This window comes from Bacillus sp. FSL M8-0256, assembly GCF_038005765.1.
GTDB classification, from domain to species: Bacteria; Bacillota; Bacilli; order Bacillales; family Bacillaceae; genus Bacillus; species Bacillus safensis.
On record NZ_JBBOTU010000001.1, the window covers coordinates 3,249,641 to 3,266,304 of the forward strand.

General features: G+C 44.5%; 15 protein-coding genes. All 15 read right to left on the reverse strand.

Translation table 11 applies throughout. The features are described 5' to 3' along the window. Window positions 1–6 precede the first annotated feature (6 nt). Window positions 7–822, reverse strand: a complete 816-nt coding sequence (gene nikD, locus NSQ76_RS16900) for a nickel import ATP-binding protein NikD (protein ID WP_197172948.1) — start codon at window positions 820–822, stop codon at window positions 7–9. Between the two features lie 4 nt (window positions 823–826). Then, window positions 827–1,660 carry a nickel ABC transporter permease subunit NikC gene (gene nikC, locus NSQ76_RS16905; RefSeq protein ID WP_024423513.1) on the reverse strand — a complete coding sequence of 278 codons (834 nt, stop codon included), beginning with the start codon at window positions 1,658–1,660 and terminating at the stop codon, window positions 827–829. Then, on the reverse strand, window positions 1,657–2,601 hold the full coding sequence (gene nikB / locus NSQ76_RS16910) for a nickel ABC transporter permease subunit NikB (protein WP_024423514.1): 945 nt from the start codon (window positions 2,599–2,601) through the stop codon (window positions 1,657–1,659). Before nikB ends, nikC begins: the two co-directional genes overlap by 4 nt. Window positions 2,602–2,619: 18 nt before the next feature. Beyond that, entirely contained in the window at window positions 2,620–4,242 is a 1,623-nt protein-coding gene (nikA, locus tag NSQ76_RS16915) for a nickel ABC transporter substrate-binding protein (protein WP_341055006.1), read from the reverse strand. Between the two features lie 149 nt (window positions 4,243–4,391). Next, a complete protein-coding gene (locus NSQ76_RS16920) occupies window positions 4,392–5,570 on the reverse strand; it encodes a DegT/DnrJ/EryC1/StrS family aminotransferase (protein WP_171464705.1) in 1,179 nt (392 codons plus the stop codon). Further along, window positions 5,570–6,256, reverse strand: a complete 687-nt coding sequence (locus NSQ76_RS16925; protein WP_268479070.1) for an acetyltransferase — start codon at window positions 6,254–6,256, stop codon at window positions 5,570–5,572. The genes NSQ76_RS16920 and NSQ76_RS16925 overlap by 1 nt, the downstream gene beginning before the upstream one ends. Next, window positions 6,219–6,812 carry a sugar transferase gene (locus NSQ76_RS16930; protein WP_029707401.1) on the reverse strand — a complete coding sequence of 198 codons (594 nt, stop codon included), beginning with the start codon at window positions 6,810–6,812 and terminating at the stop codon, window positions 6,219–6,221. The genes NSQ76_RS16925 and NSQ76_RS16930 overlap by 38 nt, the downstream gene beginning before the upstream one ends. Window positions 6,813–6,832: 20 nt before the next feature. Next, window positions 6,833–8,347 (reverse strand): MATE family efflux transporter, encoded by a 1,515-nt coding sequence (locus tag NSQ76_RS16935; RefSeq protein WP_341055017.1) that lies wholly within the window; start codon window positions 8,345–8,347, stop codon window positions 6,833–6,835. 28 nt (window positions 8,348–8,375) lie between these two features. Beyond that, window positions 8,376–9,404, reverse strand: a complete 1,029-nt coding sequence (locus tag NSQ76_RS16940) for a polysaccharide pyruvyl transferase family protein (protein WP_341055019.1) — start codon at window positions 9,402–9,404, stop codon at window positions 8,376–8,378. A gap of 5 nt (window positions 9,405–9,409) precedes the next feature. Then, the gene (locus tag NSQ76_RS16945) at window positions 9,410–10,432 is read right to left on the reverse strand and encodes a glycosyltransferase family 2 protein (RefSeq protein ID WP_341055022.1); all 1,023 of its coding nucleotides are present in this window, start codon (window positions 10,430–10,432) and stop codon (window positions 9,410–9,412) included. Between the two features lie 27 nt (window positions 10,433–10,459). After that, window positions 10,460–11,563: an EpsG family protein gene (locus tag NSQ76_RS16950; RefSeq protein WP_285710010.1), complete on the reverse strand. Its 1,104-nt coding sequence runs from the start codon at window positions 11,561–11,563 to the stop codon at window positions 10,460–10,462. Between the two features lie 14 nt (window positions 11,564–11,577). After that, window positions 11,578–12,708: a glycosyltransferase family 1 protein gene (locus NSQ76_RS16955; RefSeq protein WP_341055025.1), complete on the reverse strand. Its 1,131-nt coding sequence runs from the start codon at window positions 12,706–12,708 to the stop codon at window positions 11,578–11,580. Beyond that, window positions 12,701–13,540 carry a glycosyltransferase family 2 protein gene (locus NSQ76_RS16960; RefSeq protein ID WP_024423524.1) on the reverse strand — a complete coding sequence of 280 codons (840 nt, stop codon included), beginning with the start codon at window positions 13,538–13,540 and terminating at the stop codon, window positions 12,701–12,703. Before NSQ76_RS16960 ends, NSQ76_RS16955 begins: the two co-directional genes overlap by 8 nt. Next, window positions 13,533–14,681 (reverse strand): glycosyltransferase family 4 protein, encoded by a 1,149-nt coding sequence (locus NSQ76_RS16965; RefSeq protein ID WP_285710016.1) that lies wholly within the window; start codon window positions 14,679–14,681, stop codon window positions 13,533–13,535. The genes NSQ76_RS16960 and NSQ76_RS16965 overlap by 8 nt, the downstream gene beginning before the upstream one ends. Beyond that, complete coding sequence (locus tag NSQ76_RS16970; RefSeq protein ID WP_025094019.1) at window positions 14,647–16,521, reverse strand: polysaccharide biosynthesis protein; 1,875 nt, start codon at window positions 16,519–16,521, stop codon at window positions 14,647–14,649. Before NSQ76_RS16970 ends, NSQ76_RS16965 begins: the two co-directional genes overlap by 35 nt. Between the last annotated feature and the right edge of the window lie 143 nt (window positions 16,522–16,664).

Here is a 16,664-nt window from a genome sequence, read left to right on the forward strand (position 1 = left end):
CTCACCTCAAATCGGGCAAACAGCTGGGATGGATGGACGAGCTGCTAATAGTTTTTTTGTATAATCATGCTTTGGTTGTTCAAAAAGTTCAAGAACTCCTGCCTTTTCAACAATTTCTCCTTGTTTCATGACGACAACTTGATCTGCCATTTCAGCAATGACACCAAGATCGTGGGTAATGAGTAAAATGGCCGTTCCATAGTCATGACGAATTTGGTTCAGATGCTGAAGCACCCGTTTCTGATTGTGTACATCTAATGCAGTTGTCGGCTCATCTGCAATGATGAGGGGCGGGTGCATACAGGCAGCCATGGCGATCATGACACGCTGCAGCATCCCTCCGCTTAATTCAAAAGGATACTTATTGAACAGCTGGTCTGGCTGCGGCAGATTCATTTTCGCTAACGCATCTATTGCCTGTGATCGTGCCTGCCTTTTACTGACAGCCGTATGCCGGCGGATCGTTTCAACCAGCTGATGGCCGATTGTCCATACCGGCGTAAAGCTGTTCATTGGATTTTGCATAATATACGAGATTTCTTTGCCCCGAATGGAACGCATATCCTTTTCACTTATACCGATCAATTCTCGTCCCTGTAATGTGATACTGCCAGTGACTTCCGTTGTTTTTCGATCAAGCATACGCAAGATCGACATACTTGTCACTGTTTTCCCGCAGCCGCTCTCACCAATTAATCCAAGGATTTGACCGCGCCCTACTTCAAACGAGACTTCTTGAATAAGAGGGGTTGTCCCTTGAGGTGTTTTCGTCTGCACATGCAGGTTCTCTACTTGTAAAATGGACTCTTGCACATTGATCATTCCTTTACACACGGCGTTTGATGCCATATTTCTCTGAAAGGGCTTCTCCTAGTAAATTAAACAGAACCACCACAGCCATGATCACAAGACCTGGGTACAGCATTAACTGAGGATTCGTTTGAATGTAAGATTTCCCTTCATGAATCATCGCTCCCCATTCAGGCATAGGAGGCTGAACCCCTAATCCGAGGAAAGACATCGCAGAAATGTCCATAATCGCCCAGCCCATTTCAAGTGTTCCAATGACTGCTAATGGCGGCAGGACATTGGGAATCATATGCTTTCTCATAATGTTCCAATGCGAGGTCCCACTGATTTTTGCAGCTGCAATAAAGTTCTGTTCTTTTAAACTGAGCACCATTCCTCGGAAGACGCGGGCATAATATACCCATTGCACAAGCATCAAGGCAAGTACGACTTGAGGAAGTCCCGGACCGAAGATGCCGACTAATCCAAGAATCAGCACCAGGTTGGGAAATGCCATGACGCCGTCACAGATTCTCATCAAAACATGATCGATCCAGCCGCCTTTGTATCCTGAAAAGAGGCCGACAATTAAACCAATGAATAACGAAGAAAGAAAGATTAATAACGCACAGCCGAGCGAAACACGCGCACCATATAAAATACGAGATAAATTGCACCGCCCTAATTGATCTGTTCCAAGAGGATACTCCCACGAAGATCCCTTTAGCTTCATTGCTAGATTGACAGCAGCCGGATCATGTGGAGCGATCCATGGTGCACATATTGTGACAATGAGCAGGAGACCGAGCAGCAAAGCGCAGATCGAGATCATCTTTTGATGAACGAAGAGATGTTTTACTTTTGTCATCATTGCTGGCGGCCTTCCTTTCTAGAAATACGGGGGTCTATGATCAGCTGAACTAAGTCAACGATCAAGCTGCTCAAGATAAAAATACATGCCGACATGAGGACATAAAATTGAATGACAGGCAGATCTCTGTTAAAGATCGCTTCAATAAAAAAGCGGCCAAACCCTGGCCATGAGAAAACGGCCTCTACAATAATGGTTCCGGTTAACAGCTTGCCAAGGTTCACCCCTAGTCCGGTCAGCATCGGCGATATCGCAATTCTGAACACATGCTTGAACATGATCGATTGTTCCTTCAAACCTCTGATTCTCGCATATTGAACGAAAGGCTCTTGAAGCGCCTCACTCACACTTGACCGTAACAGCCTTGTATACGTAGCAATTAAAGGGACTGCAAGTGTGATCGAGGGCAGAATGAGATGCTCCCATGTTCCAATCCCTTCAACTGGTAAGAGGTCAAGTTTCACTGAAAAAAAGAAGATGAGCAAATACCCCAAGACAAACGTCGGGATAGATGCTCCTAAGAAAGAAATGAGCCGGCTCACATGATCCACGGCACCATTTTTCCTCATGCCGCTGAAAAAGCCGAGCGGAATGCTGACGCATATAGCGATCAGCAGACTGGTAAGCGCCAATTGAATTGTCGCCGGTATTCGATAAATCACCTCATCAACGACAGGCTGATTGGACATATACGACCGGCCGAAATCAAGGTGAATGACTTTTTCAATGGTATGAAGATACTGCATATAAAACGGCTCGTCTAAGCCGAATTCACTTCGTTTTTGCGCTAATATTTCATCTGTAGGCTGGATATGAGCCGCTGCTAAATATGCCTCAGCCGGGTCAACTGGCGAGAGGTGAATCATACCAGTTGTGAGCAGTGTGGCTAATAAAAATACAGGAATAATTGATAGCACTCGTTTGACGATATAGCGGCCCATTTCCTTACCTTCCTTCTGTTACTTCAGCTTAATGCCTGTGAAAGGATGTTCATCACGATTTGCAGGGAATTCAAAGTCCTTCACAGCTTTTTGATAAACGGCTGTCTTTTTAAAATAAGAGATTGGCACAATTGCCCCTTGATCCTGTAAAGAGGATAAGACAGACGAATACAGTGCTTTGCGTTTCTTTTCATTTGTTGTGGATGGAATTTCCGTCATTTCTTTGATCAGCTTTTCCTTATTTGGATAGGCTGAAATGGCTTCTTTGAATCCAAAACCATCTGATGAAAGAACGTTCATAAATGTATGCGGATCATACGGCGCTCCGTAGTTGCTAAAGAAGTTCATATCAAACTTATTGGCTTTAAAGCGTTGAACCTGTGTGGCCAAATCCACACCCTCAAGCTTGACGCCGACACCAACGGCTGCCCATTCTGCTTGCAGCGTTTCCGCCATCGCTTTTTGAATCGATTCCGCTGAGTCATACATCATACTAAACTCAAGCTTTTTCCCATCTTTTTCACGAACGGATTTTCCTTTTGGAAGTGTCCAGCCCGCTTCATCCAGCAATGCTTTGGCTTTGTCCACATCATATTTGAAAGACTTCACTTGAATGTGTGACGTATACGGCATGTTAGTCGGCAGGATGTGATCTGCTTCATCCTCTAAACCTGAGGTGACCCCTTCTACCATTGATTTTTTATTGAAGGCATATTGAAGGGCATGACGCACTTTCTCATCTGACAGCTGATCCACTTTTGTGTTCATAACAAGCTGTCTCGTTGCAACAGGCTCTGACATTTTCGTTTCATACTTGCCGCTTGCTTCCAGCTGTTTGTAAGAATCAAGGCTAATGGTTCCTTCTCCGTAAAGTAAATCCACATCACCTTTTTCAAAAGCCATAACTCTCGTTTCCGCATCTGGGATGACCTTTACCTTGATTTCTTTTACCTTTGGTTTTTCTCCCCAATAATGATCGTTTCGTTCGAAAATGGCATAATCATCTTTCTTATATGTTTTTAAAACCCAAGGGCCTGTCCCCACTGGTTTTTTAATTCCTTTTGACGTATCTCCCTTTTTAGGGAAACCTGCTTCACCTAAGAAACGAACTGGACGGACAACGGCTAATTCTTGCACAGTTGGATAATATGGTGCTGTTAATGTGAGTTTAAATGTCTTTTTATCAACGGCTTCTGTCTTTTTGATTTTCTTAATGACACCTAACCAGCTATGTAAATCTTTATTTTTTAAAATTGTATCGAAGTTCTTTTTGACAATGTCCGCATTAAATTCAGAGCCGTCTGAGAAAGTCACTCCGTCTCTTAAATGGAACGTATACACCTTGCCATCCTTTGAAACATCCCATGATTTCGCTAATTCAGGTTTCAGCTTACCATTCTTTTGATAGCTGACCAATGGCTCATAAATCATTGATTGCGCAAATAATTGTGACGGGTTGTATACGTGTGGATTCATTTCACCAATATCTCTTGGCCACGCCATTGTGATCATATCAGGATGATCCTTATTGCCTTCTGCTCCATTGTTTGTTTGAGAGCATCCTACTAGTAAAAAGAAAATAAGCAGGAATGGTAATACTGAATTTATTTTAATTTTCGGAAAATTTCTCCAAATAGACATAAGTTGCTCCTCCTAATTGATGCTGATAATCATTTTCATTTTAAGGAGGAAGGAAGCCGTTGTCAATATCATATTTGAAACGAAATGACAATGCTTATTCCGATTTATTCCACAAATTGAGGAATTTGATAGAAAGAGAGGCAGGCTGCTTACGAATGAGCAGCCTGTGAAGAGGTAAATGTTTTTTCTCGCAGCATGTCATGAAGTATATGGATGATACGTTCCTGATCTGCATCTGTCATGCTCGTTCCAGACGGAAGACAAAGCCCCCGCTCAAATAACAGCTCAGATACAGGAGTGCCTTTTTCCGCAGTATAAAAAGGGCAGTGACGAAAGAGCGGCTGCTGGTGCAGCGGCTTCCATACATGCCTTGCTTCGATTTGTTCTTTTTCTAAAGCACCAATGATATCTGCTGGAGACAATTGTGTGTCACGATCAATGGTCAATGCCGTCAGCCAGCGGTTGGATTTCGTTTCTTGATATTCTGGCATCAAATGAACACCCTCTACTTCTGATAAAGCGTCCTGATAACGCTGATAAATGCGGCGCTTTTGTTCAACACGCTCGTCCAGCACTTCCATTTGAGCAATCCCGACTCCTGCTAAGAGGTTGCTCATGCGATAGTTGTATCCCATCTCTTGATGCTCATAGTGCATCGCTTGTTCTCTAGCCTGTGAAGCAAGAAAGCGGCATCGTTCAATCGCAGCTTCATCATCACTCACAAGCATTCCGCCCCCTGATGTTGTAATGATTTTATTTCCATTAAAAGAATAGATACCGAACCTGCCCATTGAGCCGCTTTTTCTTCCTTTATAAAGCGCACCTAACGATTCAGCGGCATCCTCAATGACTGGTACATTATATGCTTCACACAGAGCCATGATCTCGTCCATTTTTGCACTTTGCCCATATAAATGGACAACGATGACCGCGCGAGGTTTTTTCCCAAGACGTTTTGATTCAAGCAAGGCTTTCTCTAAAGCAAGCGGGCACATATTCCATGTCTCCCTTTCAGAATCAATAAAAACAGGCTCCGCTTGTTCATATAAAATCGGATTTGCCGTTGCAACAAACGTGAGGGTGGAACAAAAGACAATGTCTCCTTTTTGCACACCTATCAGCTTTAAAGCAAGGTGAATCGCTGCTGTTCCTGAAGATAAAGCCGCTCCTGTCCTCACTCCTGCATAGTCCGCCACTGCCTGTTCAAATTCATTCACAAGCGGTCCAAGCGGCGCAATCCAGTTGCTCTTGAAAGCTTCCTCTATTTTGAAAGTCTCTTTTCCGCTCATATGCGGAGGAGATAAGTAAATTCGCTTCCTTTCTTTCATCACTTCCCACCTTCTCTCCGATCTTTGATTTCTATTGCAGGAATTCCTACAGCGACCTTCTGATCATGTATATCTCTTGTCACTGCCGCTCCAGCGCCAATGACCGTCCAGCTTCCGATCGTTATACCCGGTGTCACCACGGCACCAGCCCCAATATGGGCACCTTCCCGCACGGATACACCGCCAGTCAGCACCGCGCCTGGTGACAGGTGCACAAACGATTCTAGTATACAGTCATGCTCGGCGATAGACCCTGTATTTATAATCGTATGCTCACCGATGGCTGCATCTGCTTGAACCACTGCCCTTGCCATCACAACAGTCCCCCTTCCAATGACAGATGACGGACTCATGACCGCCTCTGGGTGAATGAGTGTGGCATATGCTGTGTCTTCAAATGAGAGGCGTTCCTTCATGAGCTGTCTAATCTCATTTTGTCCGATCGCAATCAGCCATTTCATATGAGGCATTGTCTCTCTCAGCTGCTCACTCATGGAGATCGGTCCATACAAAATCCCGCTTTGAGTGACCGCCTCTTCAAAATGATCATCTAATACCGCATATAATGAGAAATCGGCATGTGCAAAAATGAGATCTTGAATGACTTTGCTATGTCCTCCGGCCCCAATTAAACCAATGGTTTGCTTCTTACATATCGGTTCCTTTAAATTTTTCAGCTGTGGCATGATCCGGCTGCTGCACCCCCTCTGTTTTCATGACTTTCAGCAAGGTCATCCATAAAATTTTCATATCGAGCCAAAACGATTGATGCTCGACATACCAAAGGTCATAGGTGAATTTCTCCTCCCAGGAAAGCGTGTTCCGGCCGTTCACCTGTGCCCATCCTGTTATACCGGGCTTCACAAGATGACGCCTTGCTTGTTCTTCTGTATACATAGGCAAATACTCCATTAAAAGCGGCCTTGGCCCGACAAGACTAAGCTCTCCTTTGAGTACATTGACAAGCTGCGGCAATTCATCAAGACTAAGCTTTCGAATCAAGGCACCGGTTTTTGTTAATCGCAAATGATCTGGCAGCAGCACCCCATGTTCATCGCGTTCATCGGTCATCGTCCGAAATTTATATAGCATAAAAGGCCGGCCATACAAACCAGGCCGCTTCTGCCGAAACACCACAGGCGTTCCAATTTTCCATCTAATCAGTCCATAGATGAGAAGAAAAAGAAGACTGCCTGCGATGAGCAGCGTCAATGCCACCATCACATCTATCATTCTTTTCATCATTGCATCTCCTTTTCATATTAGCGGGAGACCGCATGTTTTACCTTACGCATCAGCTGCATCCGCTCTCGTTTCGTTCCTGCAAACAGATACAAGTAGCCCATATAGAGAATGAAACAAAGCCCTCCAATACAAAACAGCTCCCACCATGAAGTCACGTTATATACCGCCTGAATTCCCGCACAGATGCCCCAAATAAATAGCCCACCAGCAAGTGGAACCAGTGCATGTTTATAAAAGATAGTGCGTTTCTGATTCGTGATCCTGGCCGTATAAAATGGCAGAAACACAATATTTTTAATCAATAAAACCATTGCCCCCGCTGATGCAATGCCATATAAACCAAGCTGTAGCAGATGAGTCAATCCATAGGCAAAAAGCACATTAGACACACCTAATATAAGGGTGACAACTGCAGGAACTTTCAATCGATTAAACACGGTTGGCACATATGTGAGCGGTAAAAACATCAAGGTCAAACATAAATAAGCCGCATGAATCATAAGAAGCCATTTCAGCTCCTCAAAGGCTGGCCCAAGCCATAAAAGCATGAGCGGACCAGCGAGACCTCCTAGAAGTGCGGCTGGGAACGCAACAAATAAGCCGCTCCACTTAATGGCGTTTGCAGCATATTGAATGAGTCCCTCTTTGTCCTGATTCGAATAAAATTTCGTGATCGTTGGTGCAAACACAACGGCCAGTGTTCCTGCCAGTGTGCGTAATAATAATGGAAACTGTAAAATTGCCGCATATTGGCCCGTCGCTTCCGCTCCAATGAGCAAGTTGGTCATCAATAAATCAATTTGTAAAAACAGCAATATCCCCATTTGCTCAAATGAATGCCAGACCCCTGATCGAACAAGAGTGAGACTAGACGATAATGAGACGTGCCGCCACTTAAACGAAAACCAAGGGATGAGTTTCTTAAAATAATAGATACCGATTCCCATAGCCGCTAAGCTTCCTATGACGGCCGCAAGCGGGATATGCCAAATGGCTGGTGTCGTCCATGTAAACAGGATGACAATCATCAGCGCCCTCAAAAACATTTGAATCGCCTGTCCAATACTTGATACATAGAGCTTATTCGCATAAAACGGTGCAGCCCCAATGCCAGACATGACGAAATTGAGCATAAATAAAAGCCCCCCTAAAATAAAGGCGGTCTGTGTGTCTTTTGCGAGTTGAACAGGTACATGAAGCCATTCAACCAGCTGATGAGACACGAAAAGACAAAGCAAAAAGAGACTAATAGATAGTAAAAACGAACTGACGAAATAGGAAGCGAGATAGCGCTGCGCCTTCTCCATCTCTCCTTTATGAGCCGCCACAGAAAAAAATCGCACAACAACCGCACTTAACGAAGCCGTAATGACCGATAAATAGTTGATCATATTTTGCGTCAGATGGATTAAGCCGAATGCTTCCACTCCAAGCGTATGAACAATATAAGGTGTTAAACAAACAGACATAAGCATCATCAGGACAAACGTGATTAAGTTCGCACTGGCATTATAAAGAAACGCTCGATTCATTGTGCTTTCACGCAGCGTTTAAGAGCCCTCATCCAGCTTCCTCTCCCTTTTGACCGCTTGTTTTCATCAGCTGATGAATGGCCTCTTTCACAGTGTCCTCATTTGGTTCTTTTAAAAGGGTCATAAACGGAAGGTGAGCCACCCACTCAAATCCCTCCATCACCTTATGATCAAACGATCTAAGGACAACACACGGTGTATGAGTGATCGCACAAAAGATCATGCCATGCAGACGATCTGTCACGACGACCTGCGCTTGTTTTAACTCCGTCCACAAAGACGTTAACTCCTCTAAGCGAGTTGTTCGATCGACTCGTCTGCCAATTGTCGTTGTGATCAAACCGACTTGATCATATGTCTCTTGGATATGCTGCTGCAGCTGCTGGCGCTCCTCCTTTGTGAGATATGCTTCTTGATCCTCACGCAGACAAAGCAGAACCCCTTCACGTGTTTCATCCTTTGATGATTCGTCTAATGACAGCACCATATCAGGCTGTTTCCACACATCTTGATCAGGAAAATGAAGCTTCATCCATTCATAGGTTGTTTGATCTCTTGCCATGAGGAGCAGTCTTGGATGCTGACTATACGTGTGAATGGCGCGGCGTTCCTCTCGTTTCCCTCTCTTTGTTTCTGTAAAATGTACAGTGGCAGGCAGCTGGATCATGGGGTAGGACTTGAAGGTCTTGATGATAAATTGTCTCGTCCATTCTTCGTACCGATATAAATCCCCCATATTCCCTCCACCGATCATACAGACGATGTCTTCTGGGTGCCGGCTTCGCTTTAGCGGACGGGCAAGGCGATAGATCTCTTTCATGTCGACTTCTATGATGTCATAGGCTGGAAAGTGTTTCTTTAAAAAACAATAACTCGCATAGGCAATCGCATGATCCCCTAAATTATCATGGCCCGGCAGCAGCGTGAGAATGATTTTCTTCTGTTGACTCAGCTCTGGCAGCCTTTGGCGGCTCAGTCTATACTCAAGCGGATATTTGACCTTTAAGAGCAGCCACTCTGCGGTTTTTGCCTTCAATTGCTGCACTGTCAATCCCATCACCCCTATTTCCTTGTCTGATATTCGATCCATTTTTGATAGCTAGAAGCCGCGGCAGAAAGCGGATAAACCAATCGGCACTTAGCAAGAAATAAAATCATTCGTTTTCGTACTGTGAGCTTCGATGGTTCCACTTGTTTGACGGCATGCTGAAAAGCATCATGTGTGACCATTTCACGCATGTGATCAAGCTTTTCCTGAATAGAGAGATCATTTTGGCTCTTCCATTCGTTGAGCATACAATGAAGCGTATGATTGACGATAAAAAAGTCTAATGCTTTCTCATACAGAGAGATGTCATCATGCTCTTTTAAAAAAGAGCGCTGTGCATGATAAAAGGTCAGTCCATGATGAAAATACTGCTTCTGATATCGCTGTACAATAGATGACAGATGAATCCTGTAATAATAAAGAGGCTCATGAACAAAAGCGATACTGCGTGCTAAAGAAAAACAGCGCAGCGTCACATATTGATCTTCAATGTTCTCAAGCTCACCCCGCAGCGGAAATCGAATGTGGTGTTTTTCCATAAAGGCACGCCGATACAGCTTATTCCATGAGAATCCAGTCAAGTCTCCGTGTAATAACGCTTTGATTACATCCGTTTTTTCGGCTGAGCGCTTGTCTAACAGCGTCGTTGCTATCGTTCGCTTTGACTGTTCAAATTGAATCCAATACTCGCTTACAACAAGATCTGCCCCGGTCATTTCGGCTTTTTCATACATAGCTTCACAGTAATGAGGAGCGAGAATATCATCTGAATCCACAAAGGCGAGATACGTCCCTTTCGCTTCCTCGATGCCCCGGTTTCTCACACCGCCTAACCCTTGATTGGATTGATGGATTACCCGGAAACGCTCATCACGCTCAGCAAATGCTTCAAGCCATTCACCGCTGCGATCGGTCGATCCATCATTGATAAGAATGACTTCTATATCGGAAAAACTTTGATCTGCAATTGATTGAAGACATTGCTCCACATATTGACTCGTATTGTAAACTGCGACCAATAGACTGATAGCTGGCATTACAGCATGCCCCACCTTTCTTCAAATCTACTTATTAAATATCGTTCTATACGGCAAAACTGAAGAATCGAACGGCATCAGCATGATGCTGTACAGAATATAGCAAACAGCAATCCCTACATACATAAACACATTAGACCGCTGATCAAAAATGCGTGTGAAATATGGCAGTAAAATGAGCTGATACAAGCCAAAATAAATATGAAATCTTGCATAAATGACATCCTTCGTTGCAAGGATGCCAAACAAGAAACCAAGCAAACAAAAATTCACAATGTAATCACTCTCAGGCGTCAGCTCACGAAGTCGTTTTCGATAAAAGAAAGCAAGCAGAAGTGGCAAAATCAAGACACCGATTTTTGTCACATTCATTCCATTCGTATTCGTTGTGAGCCATTCCTCGTAATGACCATATGAACTGCCTTGCAGCATCACGACAAACACCGAGACAAAACGGTCATAAAGAGCGGTTAAGCCTAAGAACACCAGGCATAAAACCAGCATCATCCAAGACCAAGCCTTTGTTCTCACAATAAAATACACAGGAATCATGATGAGAGCGGATGAATGAAACAATGAACATACAAGGACGAGCGGAAAATACAATTTCCACTGTCCATTGATCACCAACCGGATGGCATAAAAAAGAATCGCTGCCACCATATACTGGCGCATGCCATTAAATGACGCATAATAATGAAAGGTCCCAAGAAAAAGCAGCATACTCAGCTCAAATGGACGGCCATATTGAATAAGCGTCTTGATAATAAAAAAATAAGTAATGGCTCCGACTGAGATATACATGATTTGCGGATCATGAGACAGTTGATTAAGCATCCATAAAATAAACGTAAACCCCGGATCTGTTGCGGCTTTATCCACACCGAATCCGAATATATGCCAAGGCCTTTCATAATTGATGGAGAACTCATACATCTGGCCATATGTGACAAAATCGGTTCCTACTTTATACCGAATACCAGCTACGATACAAAGGAACAGAAACGGAAAAAACACCAGAAGCTTATTAGGCCGCCATCCGCTTTGAATCGTATCATCACGCCTGCCGTAAAATGCGGCAAAGCTCGACCATAAATAGACCATGATCATGTTCACCAAATAAACCGCCATCTGCCCTTCCTTCCTTACAGTCCATATAGATTCATCACACGTGTAATATTCTGTTTCACATCAAATCCTCTTTGTTCAAGCTGAGAGGTAATGAGCTCTTGAAGAGGAGGTTCTGCATGATATGCTTCAAGCACCGCCTGCATCCATTCATGCGCGGAATCTCGCAGGGACATCCTTTTCACAAGCCCGCAGCCTAAATCTACTTCCTCTGTAATATGATCTGAAATCACACAAGGCAGACCAGACGCCTGTGCTTCCACTAATACAAGCGGAAGACCTTCAAACAAGGAAGGCATCACAAATACATCAAATGCTTTCATATACTGTGGAACGTCTGATACGACGCCTGTAAAGACAATGTCCTCCATCAAGCCTGCCTTCTCTGCATACGATTCGACTACGTGCTTCAGCGGTCCATCTCCTACGAGGACAAGCTGAAATGAAACCCCTTGCTTCTTTAAGGTCTGTGCCAGCTCCATAAAAAAAACATGATTTTTTTGCTCATGGAACCGCCCAATATGACCGATGACCATGTTTTTTTCGCGAAGATGGAGCTGCTTTTTCATCTCTGCCTTTTCGTCTGGATCAGGCTGAAAAAAAAGGGATAAATCTATCCCATTTGGAAGCACCTCAACTTGCCCGTTCTGCATTTTTTTCTGTCCAAATAAAAAGACACCGGCATCCTCGCCGCATGCAACAAGCTGTGTAGAGAATGCAAAGATCAGCTGGCGAAATCCTTTGAGCATCATATGATCCAGCCAGTTTGGCGACTGCTTCCACGCTGTATTATGTGAATGGCAAATGCGCACCTTTACACCCGCTAGTTTTGCAGCAAGTGCGGAAAAACCCGTCTGAAAATCCGTATGTGCATGCACTGCCTGATAGGGCCCTGTTTGCCTAATTGTCTTGGTCAATGTTTTCACAAAAGCAACCGGAGAGGACGCCCCAATACTTGGGACGTAAAAGATGCGTCCCCCAAGCCGGCGAATTTCCTCATCATAATCACAGACGTCCTGCCGGTGAGTAATGAAATCAAATTGAAGGACATTCCTGTCGAGAGCACGATAGATATTCATAATCATCGTTTCAGCTCCGCCGCGGTTCATCCCGCCCACAATATGAAGCACGCGCTTTGGCTCACTCATCTTGAACCGCCCTCCTCTTCAGCATAGACGCCGCCAGCTTCCGGCGATGATAAAGCTTCATGATCTTCGGTGACAAGCAGGCACGGACCACCGGCTTTAAAGCAAATAAATAGTCAAGCGGCGACAGCTTTAATAGCCAGCATGCTTTCAAAACGAGCCAGGCATTATCCATCGAATATCGAAACTTTCGCCGCTGAAAGGCCGCTTCATCCTCTCTCACCAAATATAACGGCTCTTGTAAATTAAAGCCTTTCCTCCCAGCAGCAAAAAAGCGGATCCAAAGATCGATATCTTCCATCCGCCTTGTTGTTTTTACAGAACGATAGCCTTGTAAAGCCTTGTAAGCAGAAGCCCTCATCATAATGGTCCCATGACAAAAAGGAGTTCCTCTTGCCAACACCTTCCGATCAGGCTCTGAAACAAGTGCCCGCACACCCTTTGTTCCCGTTTCATCAAAAACCGTCATTGCCGTACCGACCACATCATATTCAGGATATGTATCGAGGAAATGAACCTGTTTTTCTAAACGAACAGGCACTGATAGATCGTCGCCATCCTGCCTTGCAATCAACTCTCCCCTCGCTTCAGCCAGGCAGCGATTGAGACTGGCAGCGAGTCTTTGATTTTGTTGATTACGGATCAGGCGAATTCTTTCAGGATGTCGTTTTGTATAAGACAGCACTTTCTCATAAGTGCCATCTGTTGATGCGTCATCACATATGATGAGCTCCCAGTTTTCATATGTTTGATGAAGAATAGATTCAATGCTTTCTTCTACTGTCTCTTGGCAATTGTAGACGCCCATGATCATAGACACCTTTGGTTTATGCATGCTGTATCACCTTCTCTGCTTGATCCATATAGATTGTATAAATTTCTTCCATTGCCCTGACCGTCTGCTCCTGTGCAAATGCATGAGCCATAGAACGTCCCGCTTTTCCCATGAGGGGCAGCTGATCTTTTTTGTCGTAGAGCTGCTGCAAGTAATCAGCTAAACTATTCACATCTTGCGGTTTAACTAAAAAACCATTGACGCCATGTTTGACAAGCTCACAATGTCCTCTATTCTCCGTTGCAACCACAGGTTTTTCTGCCGACATCGCTTCAAGCAGGTTCATGCCGAGCCCTTCTCTCAAGCTGGTGGAAACACACACATCGCTCATATGCATCCATTCCTCTATTTGTTTGCAGAACCCAGCAAAGTGGATATGCTTTTCAAGTTGGAGCTGGCGGGTAAGCTTTTCATAGTTTGGCCTCATCGTCCCTTCCCCGGCAAATACGATCTTTATATTTGGTATTTTCCTAGACAGCTGTGCACATGCTTTGATGAGCATCCCTTGATTTTTATTCGTATTTAATTCACCAGCACACAGCACGATAAAATCTTCCGAGGAAAAGCTATAGGCTGCGCGAAGGCTCTGCTTCTCTTTTTCATCGACAGGTGCGAACCGCTTCATATCCACACCCATACCGGGCACATAATAAACAGATGTCCGCTCTTTTGATAGACGGTCGGCTCTTTTAAAATCTTCTCCATTAATGGTGATCAGAGCGTCTGTATAGCGGGCGAGAAATCTCTCTATTGGATAATAGAGCAGCCAGTTTTGAAGCGGCGCCCCCTGCCAAAAGTGAAAGCCATGTGCCGTGTAAAGAACCTTCGTTCCTTTTTTGCGCGTACCTTTGGCTGCGAGCCTGCCAATGACACTTCCCATTGGTGTGTGGCAATGGATGAAATCATAGTGCTCTTTCGCTAACAGCTTCTTCAGTTCTACATACGCAAGCCGGTTGCGTACATGAAAAGGAGAGCGCTGAATCGGAATTGAGTGAGCTTGATTCACATAGGGCAGCTTCAGCTGGCCGTTTGCCGCTGTATGCACTTCCCATCCTTGTTCCTGAAACCACCGGAAATACGGAAGATGAAAGGCCTTAAAGTGATAATCAACCGTTGCGCAAAACAAGACTTTTTTCTTCATTGGCAAGCGCTTCCTCCTCTCGTGTCATCTGATCGGACAACATATCATGCGACTCAATGGCAGCAAATAATGCTTGTCTCATCTGCTCTTCACTCATCATGTCAAATTCATGGATAAAACGGTTCAGCACATATGGGTCACCATCCAGCGCATGGCCGATGTGAATTTTCGGGAAGATTTGCTCCTGTGCTTTTTCATGCTGGTTGAGTAATTCCTCGTACATTTTCTCTCCAGGACGAATGCCTGTGAAAGTGATTGGAATCTGGTCTGTGGTGTAGCCTGAGAGGTGAATGAGGTTTTCTGCGAGGTCCACGATTTTCACTGGCTCCCCCATATCTAAAACAAAAATCTGTCTTCCTTCTGCCAGTGCACCTGCCTGAATCACAAGCCTTGATGCTTCTGGGATGGTCATAAAATATCTTGTCATGGCTGGGTGCGTGACCGTCACCGGCCCGCCTTGCTCGATTTGTTTCTTAAAAATAGGGATGACGCTCCCTCTGCTTCCGAGTACATTTCCAAATCGAACGGCAACAAATTTTGTTTCGCTGCTTGCCCCCATTTGCATGATCAGCATTTCAGCAAACCGCTTTGTGGCTCCCATCACATTGGCAGGGTTGACCGCTTTGTCAGATGAGATGAGGACGAATGTTTCAATGCCGTGCTCGTGTGCGGCTTCTGCGACATTTTTTGTCCCGATAATATTGTTTTTCACAGCTTCTTTCGGACTGATCTCCATGAGCGGAACATGCTTATGTGCCGCAGCATGATAAATCATATCCGGCTGAAATTGACCAACGATTTCACTCATTTTCTGTTTATCTTGAATATCCGCAATTTGTGGATAGAGTCTGATGCTGCCTCCATATAATTCTTTCAGCTCTAGTAAAATAGAATGAATGCTAAATTCTCCATGTCCCACAAGTACAATCGCTTGAGGAGCAAACACACAAATTTGACGGCAGATTTCTGACCCAATTGATCCGCCTGCTCCTGTGACCATGATCGTTTTTCCTTTTAAATGAGCAGATAGACGGCTCGTATCTAATTGAATCGGTTCTCTCCCTAGTAAATCCTCTGGCTGTACATCCCGTAATTGATTCAGCGCATGGGTTCCTTTTAAAATCTGCTCCATTTCCGGCATGATCTGTGTTTTGACTCCGGTCGCGACACATTCCTTATACAGCCCTTTTAAGGTGTGGCTGCTTTTGGACGGAATGGCGATGATAATCTTCTGAATATCCATCATCACGACAGCTGTTTGAATTTGTTCTTTTCCTCCTATAACAGGCAGACCCATAATTTCAAGCCGATGTTTCGTCTTGTCATCATCGATGAAGGCGACTGGCTCAATATGTACATCACTCGATTGCTGAAGCTGACGAACGAGCATGGTTCCTGCTGATCCGGCACCAATAATTAAGGCCCGCTCTTTTTCTGCCTGAAGCCGTTTGGCCCCGTCATGAAATAACCTAGAAGCCATACGAGATGCACCGATGAATAAGATATGAAAAAGCCACACGATGAATAAAAACCGAAATGGCCATGTCTGCACGAAAAGGTACAGCATCGTCATCGAAAATAAAAAAGAACACACAAAGGTCTTCATTAAAGAAAATAACTCTCTTACTCCTGTATAAGCCCATACTTGCTTGTACACATGAAACATGCAGGCAAATAGATGGTGCCCAATGAGCAGACTGAGTGAAGAAATGGCGAGCATTTCAAATGTATAAACGGTTAAAGCCGCCTCTTGGACAAATTGAAAACCAAAAAAGACGGCAACTAAGATGAGATATGAATCTAGTGCTACGATGATTGATAATCTTTGGGCGTAAGTCAACGCTCCTCCCCCTTTTTAAAGCATCACTATTCTTACGTAACATGGGCATCAAACCCGTCCTCACATCCCACTACTGATGACGAGCATCTAAGGCACGGTTATGCCCACAGCAGGATCGAGTGCCTCCATTGTTAAAGATTAGG

What these genes read in the sequence shown, in the direction of transcription:
- NSQ76_RS16955 (WP_341055025.1), bottom strand. Translation starts at nt 12,708, where the DNA reads ATGAGTGAGCCAAAGCGCGTGCTTCATATTGTGGGCGGGATGAACCGC.
- NSQ76_RS16945 (WP_341055022.1), bottom strand. Translation starts at nt 10,432, where the DNA reads ATGCCAGCTATCAGTCTATTGGTCGCAGTTTACAATACGAGTCAATAT.
- nikC (WP_024423513.1), bottom strand. Translation starts at nt 1,660, where the DNA reads ATGATGACAAAAGTAAAACATCTCTTCGTTCATCAAAAGATGATCTCG.
- nikD (WP_197172948.1), bottom strand. Translation starts at nt 822, where the DNA reads ATGATCAATGTGCAAGAGTCCATTTTACAAGTAGAGAACCTGCATGTG.
- NSQ76_RS16930 (WP_029707401.1), bottom strand. Translation starts at nt 6,812, where the DNA reads ATGAAAAGAATGATAGATGTGATGGTGGCATTGACGCTGCTCATCGCA.
- NSQ76_RS16950 (WP_285710010.1), bottom strand. Translation starts at nt 11,563, where the DNA reads ATGGCGGTTTATTTGGTGAACATGATCATGGTCTATTTATGGTCGAGC.
- NSQ76_RS16965 (WP_285710016.1), bottom strand. Translation starts at nt 14,681, where the DNA reads ATGAAGAAAAAAGTCTTGTTTTGCGCAACGGTTGATTATCACTTTAAG.
- nikA (WP_341055006.1), bottom strand. Translation starts at nt 4,242, where the DNA reads ATGTCTATTTGGAGAAATTTTCCGAAAATTAAAATAAATTCAGTATTA.
- NSQ76_RS16920 (WP_171464705.1), bottom strand. Translation starts at nt 5,570, where the DNA reads ATGAAAGAAAGGAAGCGAATTTACTTATCTCCTCCGCATATGAGCGGA.
- NSQ76_RS16940 (WP_341055019.1), bottom strand. Translation starts at nt 9,404, where the DNA reads ATGGGATTGACAGTGCAGCAATTGAAGGCAAAAACCGCAGAGTGGCTG.
- NSQ76_RS16925 (WP_268479070.1), bottom strand. Translation starts at nt 6,256, where the DNA reads ATGCCACAGCTGAAAAATTTAAAGGAACCGATATGTAAGAAGCAAACC.
- NSQ76_RS16960 (WP_024423524.1), bottom strand. Translation starts at nt 13,540, where the DNA reads ATGCATAAACCAAAGGTGTCTATGATCATGGGCGTCTACAATTGCCAA.
- NSQ76_RS16935 (WP_341055017.1), bottom strand. Translation starts at nt 8,347, where the DNA reads ATGAATCGAGCGTTTCTTTATAATGCCAGTGCGAACTTAATCACGTTT.
- nikB (WP_024423514.1), bottom strand. Translation starts at nt 2,601, where the DNA reads ATGGGCCGCTATATCGTCAAACGAGTGCTATCAATTATTCCTGTATTT.